At 35.1% G+C, this 17399-nt stretch carries 17 protein-coding genes; 9 read left to right on the top strand and 8 right to left on the bottom strand.

The window, feature by feature from the left end; genetic code table 11:
• Positions 1 to 123: 123 nt before the first annotated feature.
• From ACYFX0_RS12530 to ACYFX0_RS12520, 3 genes are read left to right on the top strand one after another with little or no spacing between them, the layout of a single operon-like run.
• Positions 124 to 1086, top strand: coding sequence for an AAA family ATPase (locus ACYFX0_RS12530; protein ID WP_001135803.1), 963 nt, complete (start codon positions 124 to 126; stop codon positions 1084 to 1086).
• Complete coding sequence (locus tag ACYFX0_RS12525) at positions 1086 to 2300, top strand: DUF58 domain-containing protein (RefSeq protein ID WP_460270616.1); 1215 nt, start codon at positions 1086 to 1088, stop codon at positions 2298 to 2300. The genes ACYFX0_RS12530 and ACYFX0_RS12525 overlap by 1 nt, the downstream gene beginning before the upstream one ends.
• Positions 2297 to 4525, top strand: a complete 2229-nt coding sequence (locus ACYFX0_RS12520; RefSeq protein ID WP_017763077.1) for a transglutaminase TgpA family protein — start codon at positions 2297 to 2299, stop codon at positions 4523 to 4525. Before ACYFX0_RS12525 ends, ACYFX0_RS12520 begins: the two co-directional genes overlap by 4 nt.
• An 83-nt stretch (positions 4526 to 4608) precedes the next feature.
• Here ACYFX0_RS12520 and bsaA read toward each other — a convergent pair whose 3' ends face one another.
• Complete coding sequence (gene bsaA / locus ACYFX0_RS12515) at positions 4609 to 5091, bottom strand: glutathione peroxidase (RefSeq protein WP_000219434.1); 483 nt, start codon at positions 5089 to 5091, stop codon at positions 4609 to 4611.
• A gap of 224 nt (positions 5092 to 5315) precedes the next feature.
• Here bsaA and ACYFX0_RS12510 point away from each other — a divergent pair, with 224 nt between their 5' ends.
• From ACYFX0_RS12510 to ACYFX0_RS12495, 4 genes are all read left to right on the top strand, one after another.
• Positions 5316 to 5525 carry a DUF3925 domain-containing protein gene (locus tag ACYFX0_RS12510; protein ID WP_000844984.1) on the top strand — a complete coding sequence of 70 codons (210 nt, stop codon included), beginning with the start codon at positions 5316 to 5318 and terminating at the stop codon, positions 5523 to 5525.
• A 95-nt stretch (positions 5526 to 5620) separates the two neighbouring features.
• Complete coding sequence (locus ACYFX0_RS12505; protein ID WP_000754983.1) at positions 5621 to 6592, top strand: MBL fold metallo-hydrolase; 972 nt, start codon at positions 5621 to 5623, stop codon at positions 6590 to 6592.
• Between the two features lie 85 nt (positions 6593 to 6677).
• The gene (locus ACYFX0_RS12500; protein ID WP_460270612.1) at positions 6678 to 7112 is read left to right on the top strand and encodes a hypothetical protein; all 435 of its coding nucleotides are present in this window, start codon (positions 6678 to 6680) and stop codon (positions 7110 to 7112) included.
• Between the two features lie 110 nt (positions 7113 to 7222).
• Positions 7223 to 9169, top strand: a complete 1947-nt coding sequence (locus ACYFX0_RS12495; RefSeq protein WP_000465998.1) for an ABC1 kinase family protein — start codon at positions 7223 to 7225, stop codon at positions 9167 to 9169.
• Between the two features lie 103 nt (positions 9170 to 9272).
• On the opposite strand, the gene ACYFX0_RS12490 is transcribed toward ACYFX0_RS12495, so the two are convergent.
• Positions 9273 to 9953: a DUF3600 domain-containing protein gene (locus ACYFX0_RS12490; RefSeq protein WP_000050700.1), complete on the bottom strand. Its 681-nt coding sequence runs from the start codon at positions 9951 to 9953 to the stop codon at positions 9273 to 9275.
• Positions 9950 to 10528 carry a sigma-70 family RNA polymerase sigma factor gene (locus ACYFX0_RS12485; RefSeq protein WP_000651123.1) on the bottom strand — a complete coding sequence of 193 codons (579 nt, stop codon included), beginning with the start codon at positions 10526 to 10528 and terminating at the stop codon, positions 9950 to 9952. The genes ACYFX0_RS12490 and ACYFX0_RS12485 overlap by 4 nt, the downstream gene beginning before the upstream one ends.
• Before the next feature lie 204 nt (positions 10529 to 10732).
• Here ACYFX0_RS12485 and ACYFX0_RS12480 point away from each other — a divergent pair, with 204 nt between their 5' ends.
• On the top strand, positions 10733 to 11719 hold the full coding sequence (locus ACYFX0_RS12480) for a quinone oxidoreductase family protein (RefSeq protein ID WP_000644643.1): 987 nt from the start codon (positions 10733 to 10735) through the stop codon (positions 11717 to 11719).
• A gap of 29 nt (positions 11720 to 11748) precedes the next feature.
• Positions 11749 to 12387: a zinc dependent phospholipase C family protein gene (locus tag ACYFX0_RS12475; protein ID WP_000535582.1), complete on the top strand. Its 639-nt coding sequence runs from the start codon at positions 11749 to 11751 to the stop codon at positions 12385 to 12387.
• 44 nt (positions 12388 to 12431) lie between these two features.
• On the opposite strand, the gene ACYFX0_RS12470 is transcribed toward ACYFX0_RS12475, so the two are convergent.
• The 5 genes from ACYFX0_RS12470 to ACYFX0_RS12450 form a co-directional block, all read right to left on the bottom strand.
• On the bottom strand, positions 12432 to 12815 hold the full coding sequence (locus ACYFX0_RS12470) for a VOC family protein (protein WP_000581472.1): 384 nt from the start codon (positions 12813 to 12815) through the stop codon (positions 12432 to 12434).
• 56 nt (positions 12816 to 12871) lie between these two features.
• Positions 12872 to 13681: a sugar phosphate isomerase/epimerase family protein gene (locus tag ACYFX0_RS12465; RefSeq protein WP_000375201.1), complete on the bottom strand. Its 810-nt coding sequence runs from the start codon at positions 13679 to 13681 to the stop codon at positions 12872 to 12874.
• 189 nt (positions 13682 to 13870) lie between these two features.
• The gene (locus ACYFX0_RS12460) at positions 13871 to 15040 is read right to left on the bottom strand and encodes a DEAD/DEAH box helicase (RefSeq protein WP_000588599.1); all 1170 of its coding nucleotides are present in this window, start codon (positions 15038 to 15040) and stop codon (positions 13871 to 13873) included.
• 19 nt (positions 15041 to 15059) lie between these two features.
• Complete coding sequence (locus ACYFX0_RS12455) at positions 15060 to 15587, bottom strand: hypothetical protein (protein ID WP_000460216.1); 528 nt, start codon at positions 15585 to 15587, stop codon at positions 15060 to 15062.
• 90 nt (positions 15588 to 15677) lie between these two features.
• A complete protein-coding gene (locus ACYFX0_RS12450) occupies positions 15678 to 17366 on the bottom strand; it encodes a formate--tetrahydrofolate ligase (RefSeq protein WP_014482011.1) in 1689 nt (562 codons plus the stop codon).
• Positions 17367 to 17399: the final 33 nt, after the last annotated feature.

The following is a 17399-nucleotide window of genomic DNA, read 5'->3' as shown; positions in this document are numbered from 1 at the left end:
AATCGAAATAAATATTCTGAATATTCTTAGAATTAATGATAAAATTTTTACTACCTGCAAATAGAATTATAAATTTGTCCACTAAATAGATTAGAAAACGATAATAAAATTAGGAGGATTACGATGCCCCAGCTTGATTCATTACATCCCACTGTAGAAAAAATAATCAATAATATTGAAAAAATAATGGTCGGAAAACGAAAAGAAACAATCTTAGCTTTGACAGCTCTCTTAGCTGAAGGTCATGTGCTATTAGAAGATGTTCCTGGTGTCGGCAAAACAATGCTAGTACGTGCTCTTTCTAAATCCATTGATGCGGATTACAAGCGAATTCAATTTACACCTGATTTACTGCCGTCAGATGTAACAGGAGTTTCTATTTATAATCCGAAAGAGCTCCAATTTGAGTTCAAGCCTGGACCAATTATGGGGAATTTTGTACTTGCTGATGAAATTAATCGTACATCTCCTAAGACACAATCTGCTTTACTTGAATGTATGGAAGAAGGCAATATTACAATAGATGGCATTACAAGGCCTTTACCAAAACCGTTCTTTGTCATGGCTACACAAAATCCGGTCGAATATGAAGGAACATATTCTCTACCAGAAGCTCAGCTCGATCGTTTCTTATTGAAACTAAAAATGGGATATCCTACACCAGAAGAAGAATTTGAAATTTTAAACCGGATGGAAAAAACAAATCCACTCTCTCAATTACAGGCCATTACTACAATAGAAGAATTACTTTATTTACAACAAAGCGTACGGGTAGTAAGTATGGACAAAGCAATTAAGCATTACATTGTAAAGCTTGTTAATCAGACTCGTACGTATAGCTCTATACAGCTAGGAGCAAGTCCACGTGGCTCAATTGCTTTAATGAAAGCTTCACAAGCTTATGCATTTATCCATGGCAGAAATTATGTTATTCCAGACGATGTTAAATTTTTAGCTCCTTACGTTTTAGCGCATAGGCTCATTCTAAAAATGGAAGCAAAATTTGAAGGGATAACAGGAGAACAAGTTATCGCAAAAATCGTTGCACGAACTACCGTGCCGACTCAAAGGACGATGAACCCTTGATGAAACAAATGCTGCGAGCGCTATATCACGTTATGAAGTTATTGCTACTCCCTTTATGCCTAGTCTTAACATTTGTGTACGCTATGTTTCAAGGAGGGTTTGTAAGTTGGTTTTTATTTTACAGCACAATTCCCATTGCTCTTTATTCACTACTACTCCCCTTCTACGCTTTACGGGACGCTGAAGTAAAACGAACAACAAACCAAAATGGATATGTAGTAGGAGAACAATTTGTAAGCACGATTACAATAAAAAGAAAATTTCCTTTTCCCTTACTTTATTTAGTTATAGAAGATGAACTGCCACCACAATTTATAAGTTGTAAACAAACAAAGATGAATAAGGTAGTACTCTTCCCAGGATTGAAACGAAATATTTCGTTTCAATATGTTATTGACACAATCCCTAGAGGCGAGCACACTTTTTCAAGCGTTCGTGTCAAAACTGGCGATTTATTCGGCATGATGGAGAAAGAAGTAACTTTTTCAGTTCCAGATACATTTTTAGTCTATCCCCAGTATGTAGATATAGCGTATCGACAATTGGAAAATCATTTCGAACAAGGAGCGCTTTTAGCAAATATAAATTCTGCAAAAGACTCTACAATCTCTGTCGGTGTCAGAGACTATAAACCTGGAGATCGCTTTTCATGGATTGATTGGAAAGCAACTGCACGAACAAACAATATTATGACAAAAGAGTTTGAACAACAGCGCAGCCATAATATCATGATATTCATAGACAGAACCGAGTCTCCTCTATTCGAATCAGTCGTCACATTTACTGCCTCTATCGTAAGGGCTGTCTTGAAACAAAATTCACCAGCATCATTCGTGTCTATCGGAAAAGAACAAACTATTTTCCCTTTAGATAATGGAGATACGCAGTTACAACAAATCCTTTGTCATTTAGCAAAAGTACAAGCAGACAGTGTATTCCCGCTCTCCCAGAGTGTAGAAATAGAACTAAGAAAAATTTATGAGCCCGTCACGGTTATACTCGTGACAAGTAATCTTTCTCCCGATATTCAAAAGGCGGCTGATTGTGCTGCTATAAGAAATAGAAAATGTATGATTTTTGTCGTGAAAGAAAAAGCGAATCAACTTTCACACCGAGAACTCAGTATATTAGAAACTCTAAAAAAACGACAAATATTTGTAAACACGGTTTATGAAAACCGGTATACAAACGTGTTTTTTGAGGTGAGCAAATGATAACATTACAAGCAAAATACAAGTGGGATACGAACAAATTCTTCATGCATGCATGTGTATTTCTTCTTTTACTAGAATGGATAAGACCTCTTATAGGTATTACAAATGTAGGTAGATTAGATATTTTCGTAACATTTATAGGAATTTGCTTCGCTCTCTCTTTTTTTCAAACGAGGTGGCAGATTCCAATAAAAATTGTCACAGTCCTATTTATCATTCATTCCCTATATTATAAAAATGCTTTTATAAATCCATCTTGGCTAACAACACTCTTTTCTGATATGTCTCGAAATTCCTCCCTATTTTTCCAAGGGAATTTACTAGATATTTCTCCAGTTTTTCCGACGGTTTTATTTTTTCTCTCATTTTGGTTTTTGAGTTCTTTCACTTCATTTTGGATTATTCATAAAAAACGTGGGTTTTTATTTCTTGTATTGACTATTATTTATATCGCAACTTTTCATAACTTACATTTATACAATGCAAACTACGCTATTATTCGTACTGTTGTCATCGGCTTTTTTATGCTTAGTCTTCTTCAAGTAGAACGAATAAAAGAGCGCGAACACTTACAAAATTATGCTAGGGAAATCTCAAAATTACTTAGACCACTTACAATATTTATTGTATTATTAGCAACCATCGCATACTTTGCTCCAAAATTTGGCCCTCAATGGCCAAACCCAATGGATTTTTTAAAATTCAACACATCTGAAGCAAGTAAAGAACAAAAAGTTTCTACAATTGGGTATGGTTTAGATGACTCGCGATTAGGTGGTCCTTTTAAGGCGGATCCTACAATTGTTTTCACAGCACGAACGCAAAACAAACAATATTGGCGAGTAGAAACAAAAGATTTTTATACAGGAAAAGGCTGGGAAATTTCTGAAAATCCGAAAAAGGTTTCTTTTAAAAATAAAAACGACGTCGTAAGCTGGTACGAACAAAATACAAAAACGGAAACGACTGAGGCAACAATTACCATGCTAAAAAGTTATCCTCACCTTACCTATCCAGCAGGATTAGTATCAGTTGAGGCTTCTTCTGATGTATCATACAGTGTTAACTCGTTTTCAGAAAAAATTTATACAATGAATGGAGACTCTTCTACTACTTTACATTCGTATAAAGTAACATATGAGATCCCTGAGTTTTCCATAGAAAACTTGAAAGCTGTAAAAACAAATGAAGGTCAAGAAACAAATCCTTATTTTATGACAAAGTACACACAACTTCCCGAGTCATTACCACAGCGCGTAAAAGACTTGGCTGCCAATCTTACAAATGATAAAGACAACCGATATGATAAAGTATTAGCTATTGAAAATTACTTCACAGACAACTCTTTTACATACGAATCAACGAATGTCTTATTTCCTGCCAAAAGCCAAGATTATGTAGATCAATTCCTTTTCGATACAAAAAGCGGCTACTGTAATAATTTTTCGACGTCTATGATTGTACTACTTCGTTCTGCCGGGATTCCTGCTCGCTGGGTAAAAGGCTATACAGAAGGAACTCTTGACAATACACTTGCCTCTGCAGAAGGTGCGGATGTTTATACAATCACGAACGATAACGCACACTCTTGGGTCGAAGTATATTTCCCAGGATACGGATGGATTCCATTCGAACCAACAAAAGGATTTACCAATCCCTATAATTTTATAAATAATACGCCTGCTCCTATTTCACAAAATAGCGAAGCAAATAATTCTAATAACGAGCAAATACACCAACGAAATAATGAAGCAAAACTTAAAAGTTTAATAGAACATACAGAAGAAGCTTCTACTAAAAAGGTCACAAATTCTAAAACTAGTTTTTCTTGGTGGTACGTATTCCTCTCTACGATACTAATTAGTATTATGGGATACATTCTCTTTATCACTAGAATGAAATGGATGACATTTCTTATTATTCATTTCTATAGATACCGAAAAGATGATGCTGTTTATCAAAAAGCTTACGGTGCACTTTTAAAACAATTTGCGAGAATTGGCATACCACGGGGTGAAAGTCAAACATTCCGAGAATACGCTCTCCATATCGATACACTTTACAAATCGGCCGATATGCAACAACTTACTGCCAGTTATGAGAACGCTATGTATCAACAGGGGCAGGCTGCAGCAGAATGGAAGACATCCGTACACTTATGGGAAGTGCTTATGAAAAAAGCAGGTTCTCTACCTAAATCAGATGGCTTTGATACAGTTATTTAATCTTGAAAATGTGAGTTTAAAGAAAACGTCTCAAAGAACTACATTGTTCTTTGAGACGTTTTTTAATAAAGTGAAACTCCTAATTATTCTCCAAGTACCTTCTCAATCTCAACCTCTAAATCTACCGGCTTCGTCTGCGGCGCAAAACGCCCTACTACTTTCCCGTCTTTTCCGATTAAAAACTTCGTAAAATTCCATTTCACTGCTTTCATACCGAGTAAACCTGGTGCTTGTTCTGTCATGTATGTATATAAAGGATGAGCCTTATCACCTTTCACATCAACCTTTGCAAACATTGGGAAGTTTACACCGTAGTTTAATTCACAAAAACTAGTAATGTCCGCTTCTGTACCTGGTTCTTGTCCCCCGAATTGGTTACAAGGAAATCCGAGTATTTCGAGTCCTTGGTCTTTATATTTATCATACACCTCTTGTAATCCTTTATATTGCGGTGTGAAACCACATTTACTAGCTACATTTACAATAAGAAGTGCTTTTCCTTCGTAATCTTTTAACGATTTTTCTTCACCTGTAATTGTTTTAGCTGAAAAATCATAAACTGTCATTGTCTTTGCCCCTCTCTTCACTATCATTCTATGTTTATACTATACTACATTCGTGAATATACAGCTCTTATTACGTACTTATACGCTATAATGATAGCGCTTTATTTCCGTTCGAAAATTCGGCACAAACTACTAGACTTTTATGATGGAAAGTTTTACAATCGAAATGTGAACAAAATGTGACAGTTTATATTCCATTATAAAAGAAAAGGATGGTGTTCATTATGAAAACTGCACAACATGAAACGATTTCAAATCGCGAGTTTTATTTCGTACTATATATGATGTTATTGTATGTTACTGGCTGGGTAATCGATGTAAATGGTTTATTCTTAAGCTCCTACTTTAATTTAGCAGGAGAAATTATGCTTCCATTAGTTGGTGGGATTGTTGGACTGTTCATTATGTCTATTAATAAACAACAAACGAAATAATAGTATTACAAAAGGCAGAAGACGAGCTTTCGTTTTCTGCCTTTTTTCTATTTTAGCGTATAATAGAAACATGTAATATATAAGGAGTGGTAAATATGAAAAAAGTAGAGCAATTATCTTCTCACCTATATCTTATTGATGATTTCGATTTACAGCATAATGAACGAACAGGTACGTACGTTTTATTAGGTGACGATATTACTTTAATTGAAACTTGTGCAGCCCCTTCTCTTCCGTATATTTTAGACGGCTTACAACAATTACATATTGATTTAAACGAAGTTAAAAACATTATCGTTACACATGTTCATTTAGATCACGCCGGTGCTGCTGGTTTAATGATGGAAAAATGCCCAAATGCTACGTTATATGTGCATTCTCGTGGTGCTCGTCATATGATTGATCCAACAAAACTTATTTTAGGTGCAAAAGCTGTGTACAAAGAAGATTTCGATAAACTCTTTGATCCAATTCTTCCAATTGAAGAAGAACGTGTTCATATTGTACAACATGGTGATACGTTAAAAATTGCAGAAGACCGCATCCTTACATTTTATGATACACCAGGGCATGCGAAGCACCATATTAGCATTCACGATTCATTAACAAACGGGATTTTTACTGGCGATACAATTGGAATTTATTATAGAGAACTCGCAGACGTTGATGTAGAGTTATATCTACCATCAACGTCCCCTTCACAATTCCAACCAGATGCGATGATTGCTTCTAAAAATCACATTCAAAGCATGAATGTAGATACTATTTATTTCGGTCATTACGGCGCATCCTCTCATGTTACAGAAATATATAATCAACTGGAACATTGGCTACCTATTTTCGTTCATACTGGTAAGGAAGTCTTTGAACAGTATAATGATTTCGATGAAGCGACTAAAGCTTTACAAACTTTATTAATGGATAAAATCTCTTCTCATCTTACAAAGTTAAACGTTCCAGCAGATCATTCCGTTTATAACATTTTACATCTAGATATAGAAATTAGTGCGATGGGCATTATTGATTATTTCACGAAGCAAGAAAAAGCAAACTCCACTATTAACTAACAGTAAAAGAAGAGATATACAACAGTAGTTATTGTATATCTCTTCTTTTTTTGAATATATTTTGAGTAAAGGATGGTGGAATATAATGCAAAGAGTAATGCTATACCTCTGCTTCACATTATTTATCGTCTTATTATTATTTGTTGGAGTGAAGATTCAATTTTATTTAGATACAGACGCGCAAGTGAACTTTAACGTTTATCCAAGATTATTCTACTTTACACTCTTTCCTCTTTTGGTCGGCATTTTATTACGATTCCTTCAATCCATTAATCGCGAAACAAGTAAACAAAACTGGCGTTTTCAACCGGATAAGTTTATCGCTATTACAGTGCCTACAATATTAATTTCCTTTTCTCCAGCACTACTTTTCTCACCACTTGGCGAATACCTACCTTATTTAGCTAATGTTATTCTTATAAATACAACTTTTATTACGATAATTAGTTTAATAGCTGGTTATTCACTATTAGATTGTTTTATACAAAAGGACAATGCAACGATGAAAAAATATAATTGAATGCTCTATTTAATCGTGCAAGTCAAGGATTGTACCTCCTTGGCTTGTTTTTAGAATAATTATATTCCTGTATAATACAGTTATCGAATAAAATTCGGAGGAATGATACAATGTTTTTTCAATTTTTTCTACTAGCAATCATTATGTCTTTTATTAGTGGTCGACTAATTGGTACAAAACTAAATCTTTTCAAACAAGCAAGTGCAGCAACTTTAGGTGTTTCACTTACGTCAGCTCTGTATTGGTTTTTATATTTACGCTATCAAGATGAATCGGTTGTCGGTGTTGATAGATATTTTTGGCTAGGAAGCTCATTAATTGTATCCATGCTTTGTTACCTAGTTTTTGAATTATTTGATCCTATTAGACGAGGCGAAATGGATGACGTAGTAACGGAAAGCCGAAATCCTATTTCAAAATTCTTCGCAAAGGTTGGTAGACAAAAAAGATATATGCGTGTCTCTTCTATTGCAATAAAACACGGAATGGGTAAATATTTAGCTTTAAAGCGCTCGCCAGAAGCAGATCGTAAGCTCGCCACTTCACTTCGAAATACACTAGAAGAATGCGGCGGTGTATTTATTAAATTCGGACAAGTTTTATCAACTCGCTCTGATTTATTACCACCTGCTTTTATTCACGAGTTATCAAACCTTCAGGAAAATGTAACGCGTTTATCACAAAAACAAGTTGAAGAAATATTAAAAAAGGAACTACATATACCAAAAGATGAAATTTTCAGCTCCTTTGAAATGGAACCGTTAGCTGCCGCCTCTATTGGCCAAGTACATAAAGCGAAGTTGAAAGAAAACGACCAGGATGTCGTCGTTAAACTACTACGTCCTAATATTTCTGAGACAATTAAACGTGACTTAGATATTTTAATTCATTTTTCTTTATGGATTTCCAACAAATCAACTTGGGCTAAAAATATCGGATTTCTTGATTTAGCACATGGCTTCTCCATCGCAATGAAAGAAGAAATTGATTTCAAAATTGAGGCTCGTAACTTCGAACAAGTGTCTGATTCACTAAAAAATAGCGAAACGAAAGTAAAAATACCGAAAGTATATAAAGAATACAGTAATTCAAAAATACTTGTGCTTGAATTTTTAGATGGAGTAAGTGTTAAAAGTGGGTCAGCATTATTAAATGAATTACAAATTGATACGAAAAAAGTACAACGACAACTCTTTGATTGTATTTTAGAGCAAATTTTCTTTAAAGGTATTTTCCATGCAGACCCTCATCCAGGTAATGTGTATATTCTTCGTGATGGCACACCTGCATTACTTGATTTCGGTTCCGTCGGGCGATTAGGAACACTACAACAAGATGCATTCAAGCGACTACTTATCGGCTTTGAGCGCAAAAATTCTTATGTCTTGCTTGATGGACTGCTTCAATTAGTTGAAAAGAAGCCAAATGTTGATAAAGAGGCATTAGAACAATCTATCAGTCAATTATTAATCCAAAGTACGTATGGTTCTACAAATGGTTCTGAAGAATTCATTCAGGGGCTATTTCAAATAATCGCTGAGTTTGAATTAGCATTTTATCCAATGGTTGCAGGGGCTTTCCGTTCTCTAATTACGCTAGAAGGAACGATGCTGCAACTAAATCCCGAATTCAATTTAATGGACGAAGCGAAACGCTTTGCGAAAGATCATGCAGCTAGTTTCATGTCAGTTAACAATTATTCTAGTTTAAAAGAAGCTGCAACAAACGAATTACTCGCTATGTTACCTGCCATGCGACGCATTCCTAGAAAACTAGATGATTTAAGTTCAAAACTAGAAAACGGAGAACTATCCGTTAAGGTTGGCTTTTTCTCTGACGAAACAAATGCATCGTTTATTACTACATTTATCTCACAATTCCTCATTGCATTTATTGGAACTGCATTTGGTGGGATTTCGGTAGGCGTATTGCATTTAGCAAACAGTGCGACAGAGCCAAATGATCAATTTTTAAGTGTCGTTGGTTACGGTGGTTTATTTATAAGTGCGATATTACTTGTAAGAGTCGCTATTCATGCGGTAAGGAAATTTAAGTAATAATAAAATGAGTATACAATCACGTAGATTGTATACTCATTTTTTATTGTTTACATATTCAATATGTAATAGTTAAACGAAAGAAAGCTTTGAGCTTTTTTACTTATCTCACCTTTTCATCTACATACTCCATAAACTGCTCCGCTTTAATAAATCTTTCTTTGTACGCCTCAGGTACTTCTTCTACTGTTATCCCGCCACTCGATTTCGTTTTTACTAACACAGTTTGATATGACATTAATGCCTCCATATATTGTTCATACTCTTCAGGAGTTAGTACTTCTTTACTAGATTTATGGCCATTTAATTTATCAAAATACGGATGAAGCTCCATTACTACCTTTTTCAATTCCTCTTTTTTAGCTGGTGATAATTGATCGTAATCTATATTACCGTTCGAATCTCCGTACGCAAGCTTTGCACTAGTTAATTTTTTCATTTCTTTTGTAAACTCTTCATATTCCTTCGTACCCATTTCATCTTTCGCTTCTGATAATTTTGCATTAAAACGCATATACGTTTCTAATGTCATTGCTCCGGCATGTTTTTTTAAATTCTCAAAAGATCCGTATATACCATCCGCCATAATAGATTGATACGCAAAACCAGTCGTCGGGATTAAAAGAGCTGCTGCAAGCACTCCTGCAATAAGATGTTTCTTTCTCTTACGCCCTCCTTGATTCATTTTAATTTGAACGATTACTTTTTCTTTTAACTCCGGCGGGGCAACAATCCCCTTCGCTTCTTCTCGTATAGATTCTCTAACTCTACAATCTAAACTCATTTCACATTCCCTACCTCTCCTAAAAAGATTTCTTCTACTTGCTCTTTTTGACGTAGTTTCTTTAATGCCGAATGAATTCTAGATTTCACAGTACCAATTGGAATATGTAATATTTGTGCTACTTCTTCTTGTGAATAATCGTGTAAGTATCTTAAGATAATAACTTGTTTCAATTTATACGGTAATTTATGAATGAGTTCAATTAGTTTTTTGTTTGATATTTTACTTACAACATCGTTAGAAAAATCAATTTGTACTGGTTTTCTTTGCTCTTCTGCTTTTTTTATAATGCGTAGTCGCATCCACCTCTTTCTTCTATAAGAGTGAATTTGTTTAATCGCAAGTCCAATTAGCCAAGGACGAAATGGCTTCTCACTATCATACTTACGAAGCGATTCATATAGTTGTATGTATATTTCTTGAACGACATCATCTACATCTGTTTTATCTTCAATTAAAAAATGTGCTGTTTTATATACTTCTTGAATCGTTTTATCATACAATTCGCTATACGCTTCTTTATTTCCTGATAAAGTCAATTGGATTAAATTTGTATACACTGTTTCATCCTTCACATACCATCCCTCCTTTGTCCTACACTATATATTGGCAAGTAATTACTATTTCGTTCGATTTTTTAAATTTTTTTATATAGATTAATATAATGATTCAATATGTACATAAGCTTCACTTATAAAGTCGCATAACTATTATATAATTTCCCAATTTCTAATGAACATTTAAAATGTTTTATATAGTCAAATTTAGGAGGACATATAATGAAAGCTATCGTTGTAACGTCGTTCGGTGGTCCTGAAGTGATGAAATATACAGATGTGGATATACCCGCTATTTCAGAAGATCAAGTTTTAATTCGTGTTGTTGCTACTAGTGTGAATTTCGCCGATATTAAATCCCGTTATGGTAAAAAAGGAAATAAAGCACTACCTTTTATACCAGGGATAGATGCCGCTGGTATTGTAGAACGTGTCGGTTCTCAAGTGAAAAATATTCATCCTGGACAACGTGTCATTGCTTTTCCTCAAAATGGATCTTACGCAGAATACGTTGTCGCAAACGAAAACCTTACTTTCGTTTTACCTGATGAAGTCGATTTTCAAACTGCAGCTGCTTGTCCGATTGTATCTTTTACAAGCTATAATTTACTCGCAAATGTTGCAAGGCTTCAACAAGGCGAGTCTGTACTCATTCATGCTGCGGCTGGCGGAATTGGTACAACAGCTATTCAACTTGCAAAACGATTAGGGGCTGGAACCGTTATTGGTACTGTCGGAAGTGAAGTAAAAAGAAAAATAGCTTTAAATGCTGGAGCTGATTATGTTATTTGTCACCAAGATGAGGATTTTGTAAAGAAAGTCAACGAACTGACAAACGGTGAAGGGGTTGATGTAATTTTAGACTCTATTTCTGGAACGGTTTCAGAAAAAAGTTTAAATTGTCTCGCTTATTATGGTCGCCTCATTCATTTCGGTAATGCTAGCGGTGAAATTGGTAATTTCCAAACGAAAGATTTACACGCAAGTTGTCGCTCTATACTCGGTTTTAGCTTTGGCACTACACGAAAAAAACGTCCTGAACTACTCCAAGAAACTGCAAATGAAGTTTTCCGTTATTTACGTGATGGCAGTCTAAAAGTAAAAGCAACGAAATCTTTTCCGCTTCAAGATGCAGGGAAAGCACATGAATGGGTCGAAAGTAGAAAAAGTACAGGGAAAGTAATACTAACTGTTCAGTCCTCTTCCTGAAATGAATACTTGAAACCGAGGTGTCATTCATGGGATCACGAATTATGCATGCTATTATCGCTATCAAGATTGCCGAAAAACTATATATCCAAGATAAAACTTCTTTCATACTTGGAGGTGTAGCCCCTGATGCGGTTCATTCAGCAGAAGAAAAAGGAACTTCACACTTTTACGCTGGTACAACGAAAAACTATACGAGAAGGATAGATTTCAATTCTTTTTTTCAAAAATATAAAGCTCATATGGATTCCCCTTTTCTCTTAGGCTATTACACCCATCTCATTGCCGATGACAATTGGCTAAGCGGCTTTTTTCTACCTTGGCTAAAAAATAGAATCGAAAATGACGAAACGATCGCACCCCTGTACTATAACGATTTTAAATTATTAAATGCAAAGTTGCTTCATCATTACGATACAGAACAGCAACTCTTCTCTCTTCTCAACCAAGAGGCTCACATCATGGATATTGAAGAAGTTTCTAAAGAAAACGTTTTTTCTTTTCGAAAGTATCTTTTTGAAGATATGTTGTATCCGGAGCAAAATTTGCATGAAGACTTACAAGTGTTTACGTTTGACCAAATCGTTGGTTATATTGAGACAGCCATTGAAAAAGGCGTATTTTATATTAATCAATTCTCTAATGAAAAATCCACTTCAAACATGTAATCCCCCTCAATATATTTGAGGGGGATTTTCACATAGTAATATTACTATTTGTTCTTTTCCATAACCGCAAAATAATTCCCTTCGCTATCAGCAAAGTTAAATACTTTACCAGAAGGCATAGTTACCATTTCTCCAACAGTAACATTTTTATTTTTTAAATCTGCATATAATTGATCCAGATTTTCTGAGAAGAACATTAAGGACGGTGTACCAAGATTTAATTCTGGGCTCATTTTCGAAATAACTTCTTTATTATGTAGTATAATGCTCGTTTCAGCACCATTAGTCGGAGCGATTTCAATCCATCTCATTCCTTGCTTGTTATCTTCCTCTGCTACTACATGAAACCCTACCTTTTCCGTCCAAAAATTTACTGCCTCATCTTGATTATTTACATACAGCATAATTTGTCCAACTTTATGGATCATTTCATTTCCCCCTAATGGTTTTTTATATTCTATGTAGGTTTCCACAGGTGCTATCGTTATTCCTTTTGAGTTGGTATGTACTTCTTTGCAAAATTTATCGACTGACTCATCCCATCCAGTTCGTCAAAATAATCATTTCTTTCAATCATGTTATATCCGTCGAATCCAATTTCATCTAATACTTTGAAAAATATATCGAAATCCACTTCACCATTTCCTACTGCTACTTCTATATACTTACTTGAACGATCGCTTTTCACTTCTTTACAATCTTTAATATGAGTTTGTACTATATAATCTTTTAATAGTAATAAACTTTCTTCCGGATTTTCATTTACATCACTTATTAAATTTGCTGGGTCAAAGTTAACAGCTAGTCCTTTCGAGTTTACAGTTTCTAAAAATTGTTTTAATACTATTGTTTTTTCAGATCCCGTCTCAATAGCAAAGACTCCCCCAAGTTTGAATGCTAATTCCCCTATCTCATAACAAACCCGTATCATTTTATCATAGTACTCACTTTTTTCATCATCTGGAACTTTCCCAATATGAGCTGTTATTATCTTTGCTCCCAGCTCCAAACCTCTGTCAGTAATATATTTAATCTGATCTATTGCACTGTCAACTTCTGTTCCTGTAATTCCATTTTCTCCAAAACTAATTGCTAATGATGGAATCTTTATTCCATTAAAAGATAAGCTTTTCTTTAAAGCAGTCCATTCTACCACTGGAATATTAGCTAAGTTGAAGTTTTTATTCATAGCATATAATTGAATATATTCTAAATCCCATTCCCTTGCTTTTTGTATTCCTTCGTTTACTTCAATATGTTTCGTATTCAAAAACATTCCTAATTTCCTATCCATATATGTACCTTCTTTTTATTATTTCGCATCAATTTAATATTCGACTTTTTTTATATTACTTCCTTTTACATATGTTGATTTAAAAAATGATGATAGATACATTTTAATAACCATTAATAAACCTCCTTGTATTATTCAATTGCAAATAAAAAAAGACGTAACTACAAATAGTTACGCCTTCCCCATTATTTATCTAGGCTTTTTCTTCCCAGTAAATGCTGGTTTCTTTTTCTTTGGTGCTTTCGGTTTCGTTTCTACGAATGATCCGTTGAACATTTCTTGCTTCGTAAATACGATGCCTAGTTTTTTCGCAAATTGCAGTAATTTACGTTCTTCTTGTTCTGTTACAAGAGAAACTACTGTTCCTTCTTTACCCATACGTCCAGTACGTCCTGAGCGGTGAATGTATTGGTCTACTGTGTCTGGTAACTCTAAGTGAATTACATGTGTTAAATCATCAATATCGATACCGCGTGCTGCAATATCAGTAGCAAGGAGAATCTCTAGTTTCCCACCACGGAATGCACGCATCGTCGCTTCACGCTCTTGCTTACTTGCTTCTGCATGAAGAGCTGCTGCTTTCATTTTACGGAATTGCAATTTCTGAGTAATTTCATCTAAACGGAATGGGTCATTTAAGAAAGCAACTGCTTTTACATCGCCCATATGCATAATTCTTCTTACGTAATCATTTTTTTCGCGTCGCTCACAAATGATATACGTATGTTCAACTAAGCTTTTTGACTCTGCACGTGTTATACGCACTAATTGTGGTTCAACTGCTAAATCGCGTGCAGCATCTTCTGCCGCTTTTGTAATTGTCGCCGAGAAGAATACTAATTGACGATCTCGCATTGTAGATTTAATTACATCTTGTACTGCGCCCATCATCTTTTGTTTTACAATTTGATCAAACTCATCAAATACAATCGTTTTTACTTCATGCATCTTTAACTTTTTCATTCGAATTAATTCTAAAATACGTCCTGGTGAACCGACAATTACTCTCGGGTGTTTCTTTAATTTTTCAACTTGGCGCTTAATATCTGCACCACCAATTAAAGATGCCCCTGAAATTTCAGTTCCTGCTGTAAACTTTTGAACCTCTTCATGAATTTGCATGACAAGTTCACGTGTTGGTGCTAAAACAACAACTTGTGGCTGTTTTACTTCAGGATTAATTTTATGTAAAAGGGGTAATAAGTACGCTAATGTTTTTCCTGTTCCAGTTGGAGATTCAGCTATAACGTCTTGTCCTTCTAAAATAGTTGGAATCGCTTGTTTTTGAATTTCAGTTAATTCTTTAAAACCAGCCTTCTCCCAAGCTTCTTGTAAAAATGGTTGCATATCTTTTATCATTTGTTTTTCTCCTTTATCTCTATTTTTGAAGAAAATGCTGTATTGTTCGCACCGTTTCTATCATGTGTGAAATAACAGCTATTAAATCATCAACATGGTCTTCTGTAATCGCTTTTTGAAATAGAACCTCTACCTTATTATGATATGAAATCGCTTGCTTATTATATTCGTATGAAACTTTCTGCATAATCATTCTTTCTTTTCCCCATATAGAACGCATTAAAGTTTCAATTTCTTCGCATCCTACTTCTGGTTGTTCTAACGGGAATGAAAATGCTAGCTTCATTTCACAACCTGGTGTAAACTGAGGCACTTCTAGTATTTCACCAGACAAGTTCTTTGCATCCACAGATAATGAAAATGTTGCTTCTACTAATGGTTCAAACGGTTCTGTTAATTGAAATGAGATATGATATATACGACTTAATGAAGCAAGGTCCATCATATCTTTTCGATCTGTTACAAGAATATCTCCATGTAGATCAAAATCATACACAGCACCTTCTACGATTACTTTTAAATTGTCAAAAGCAGTTGGATCAAACATAATTTCCTCCAAAAAACAGGCGCCTTTCGATGGAAAGGCGCCACTTGATGTATATATAGTTTACAGATAAACGAGATGAATTACAACCTTTTAGAATAAACCTACTGCTTTTCCATCTTCATTTACATCCATTTGAAGTGCTGCTGGTTGTTTTGGAAGACCTGGCATTGTTAACATTGTACCTGTTAACGCAACGATAAAGCCTGCACCGATAGATGGTTTTAACTCACGAATTGTAACGATAAAGTCAGATGGACGACCTAATTTTGTTGCATCGTCAGAAAGAGAGTATTGAGTTTTCGCCATACAAACTGGTAGGTTACTCCAACCTTCTCCTTCATATTGAGCTAATTGCTTACGTGCTTTCGGAGCAAATTCAATATCTTTTGCGCCATATACTTTTTGAGCAATTGTACGAATTTTTTCTTCTAAGGGTAATTCTAATTCATAAAGTGGTGCGTAGTTGTTTTCACCTTTTTCGATTTCTTTTAGTACTTTTTCAGCAAGATCAACTCCGCCTTGGCCACCTTTCTCCCAAACTTCTGTTAAGGATACTGCATAGCCACGCTCATTACACCACTCTTGTAAGTATGTAACTTCTGCATCTGTATCTGTAATGAATTTATTAATTGCAATTACGAAAGGCACACCGAAGCTTTGAATTGTTTCAACATGCTTCTGTAAGTTTTCCATACCTTTTGCTAATGCATCTACATTTTCTTCTTTTAATTGATCTTTTGCAACGCCGCCATGCATTTTAAGCGCACGAATAGTCGCAACAATAACAACTGCTTCTGGTTTAATACCAGCTGCACGGGCTTTAATATCTAAAAACTTTTCAGCGCCTAAATCAGCACCGAATCCAGCTTCTGTAATAACATAATCACCTAATTTTGCTGCCATTGTCGTAGCGATAACACTGTTACAACCGTGAGCAATATTCGCAAATGGTCCACCATGAATAATAGCTGGTGTATTTTCTAACGTTTGTACTAAGTTTGGCTTTAATGCGTCTTTTAATAATAGCGTTAACGCACCTTCTACACCTAAATCTTTAACCGTCACAGGTTGATTTGCAAAGTTATAAGCAACTACGATGCGAGATAGACGTGCTTTTAAGTCTTGAATATCTGTTGCAAGGCAGAACACGGCCATAATTTCAGATGCTACTGTAATGTCAAAACCGTCTTCACGTGGTACACCTTGTACAGGTCCACCAAGACCAATTACTACATTACGAAGGGCACGATCATTTAAGTCAACACAGCGTTTCCAAACGATTTTACGCGTATCAATTCCAAGTGTGTTTCCTTGTTGGATATGATTATCAATAAACGCTGCTAATGCGTTATTGGCAGTTGTGATCGCATGGATATCTCCAGTAAAGTGAAGGTTAATGTCTTCCATTGGTACGACTTGTGAAAAACCGCCACCTGCTGCTCCACCTTTTAATCCCATCGTTGGTCCAAGAGATGGTTCACGAAGTGCAATTACTGTTTTCTTACCAATTTTATTAAAAGCTTGACCTAAACCAACTGTTACTGTTGATTTACCTTCTCCAGCTGGAGTTGGGTTAATCGCTGTTACTAAAACAACTTTACCGTCTTTCTCATCTTGTAAGCGCTTAAAAATATCAAGAGATAACTTACCTTTATAATGCCCGTATGGCTCTAATTCATCTTCTAAAATATTTAAATCAGCTGCAATTTCTTGAATCTTCTTCATACTCGCTTCTTGTGCGATTTCAATATCGGATTTCACTGTTGTAGTAGTTGTCATATACCCTAGTCCCCCTTTAATTGGTTCTGATGA

The organism is Bacillus sp. NEAU-Y102 (assembly GCF_054788175.1).
The sequence above is the reverse complement of the archived record's forward strand: the minus strand, read 5'-3'. Positions and strand labels throughout refer to the sequence as shown.

Excerpts from the sequence above, each read along its gene's own strand:
- ACYFX0_RS12495 (WP_000465998.1), top strand. The coding sequence starts at position 7,223 with ATGTTTTTTCAATTTTTTCTACTAGCAATCATTATGTCTTTTATTAGT.
- bsaA (WP_000219434.1), bottom strand. The coding sequence starts at position 5,091 with ATGACAGTTTATGATTTTTCAGCTAAAACAATTACAGGTGAAGAAAAA.
- ACYFX0_RS12510 (WP_000844984.1), top strand. The coding sequence starts at position 5,316 with ATGAAAACTGCACAACATGAAACGATTTCAAATCGCGAGTTTTATTTC.
- ACYFX0_RS12460 (WP_000588599.1), bottom strand. The coding sequence starts at position 15,040 with ATGATAAAAGATATGCAACCATTTTTACAAGAAGCTTGGGAGAAGGCT.
- ACYFX0_RS12480 (WP_000644643.1), top strand. The coding sequence starts at position 10,733 with ATGAAAGCTATCGTTGTAACGTCGTTCGGTGGTCCTGAAGTGATGAAA.
- ACYFX0_RS12475 (WP_000535582.1), top strand. The coding sequence starts at position 11,749 with ATGGGATCACGAATTATGCATGCTATTATCGCTATCAAGATTGCCGAA.
- ACYFX0_RS12465 (WP_000375201.1), bottom strand. The coding sequence starts at position 13,681 with ATGGATAGGAAATTAGGAATGTTTTTGAATACGAAACATATTGAAGTA.
- ACYFX0_RS12450 (WP_014482011.1), bottom strand. The coding sequence starts at position 17,366 with ATGACAACTACTACAACAGTGAAATCCGATATTGAAATCGCACAAGAA.
- ACYFX0_RS12500 (WP_460270612.1), top strand. The coding sequence starts at position 6,678 with ATGCAAAGAGTAATGCTATACCTCTGCTTCACATTATTTATCGTCTTA.
- ACYFX0_RS12520 (WP_017763077.1), top strand. The coding sequence starts at position 2,297 with ATGATAACATTACAAGCAAAATACAAGTGGGATACGAACAAATTCTTC.
- ACYFX0_RS12455 (WP_000460216.1), bottom strand. The coding sequence starts at position 15,587 with ATGTTTGATCCAACTGCTTTTGACAATTTAAAAGTAATCGTAGAAGGT.
- ACYFX0_RS12505 (WP_000754983.1), top strand. The coding sequence starts at position 5,621 with ATGAAAAAAGTAGAGCAATTATCTTCTCACCTATATCTTATTGATGAT.
- ACYFX0_RS12530 (WP_001135803.1), top strand. The coding sequence starts at position 124 with ATGCCCCAGCTTGATTCATTACATCCCACTGTAGAAAAAATAATCAAT.
- ACYFX0_RS12525 (WP_460270616.1), top strand. The coding sequence starts at position 1,086 with ATGAAACAAATGCTGCGAGCGCTATATCACGTTATGAAGTTATTGCTA.
- ACYFX0_RS12470 (WP_000581472.1), bottom strand. The coding sequence starts at position 12,815 with ATGATCCATAAAGTTGGACAAATTATGCTGTATGTAAATAATCAAGAT.
- ACYFX0_RS12490 (WP_000050700.1), bottom strand. The coding sequence starts at position 9,953 with ATGAGTTTAGATTGTAGAGTTAGAGAATCTATACGAGAAGAAGCGAAG.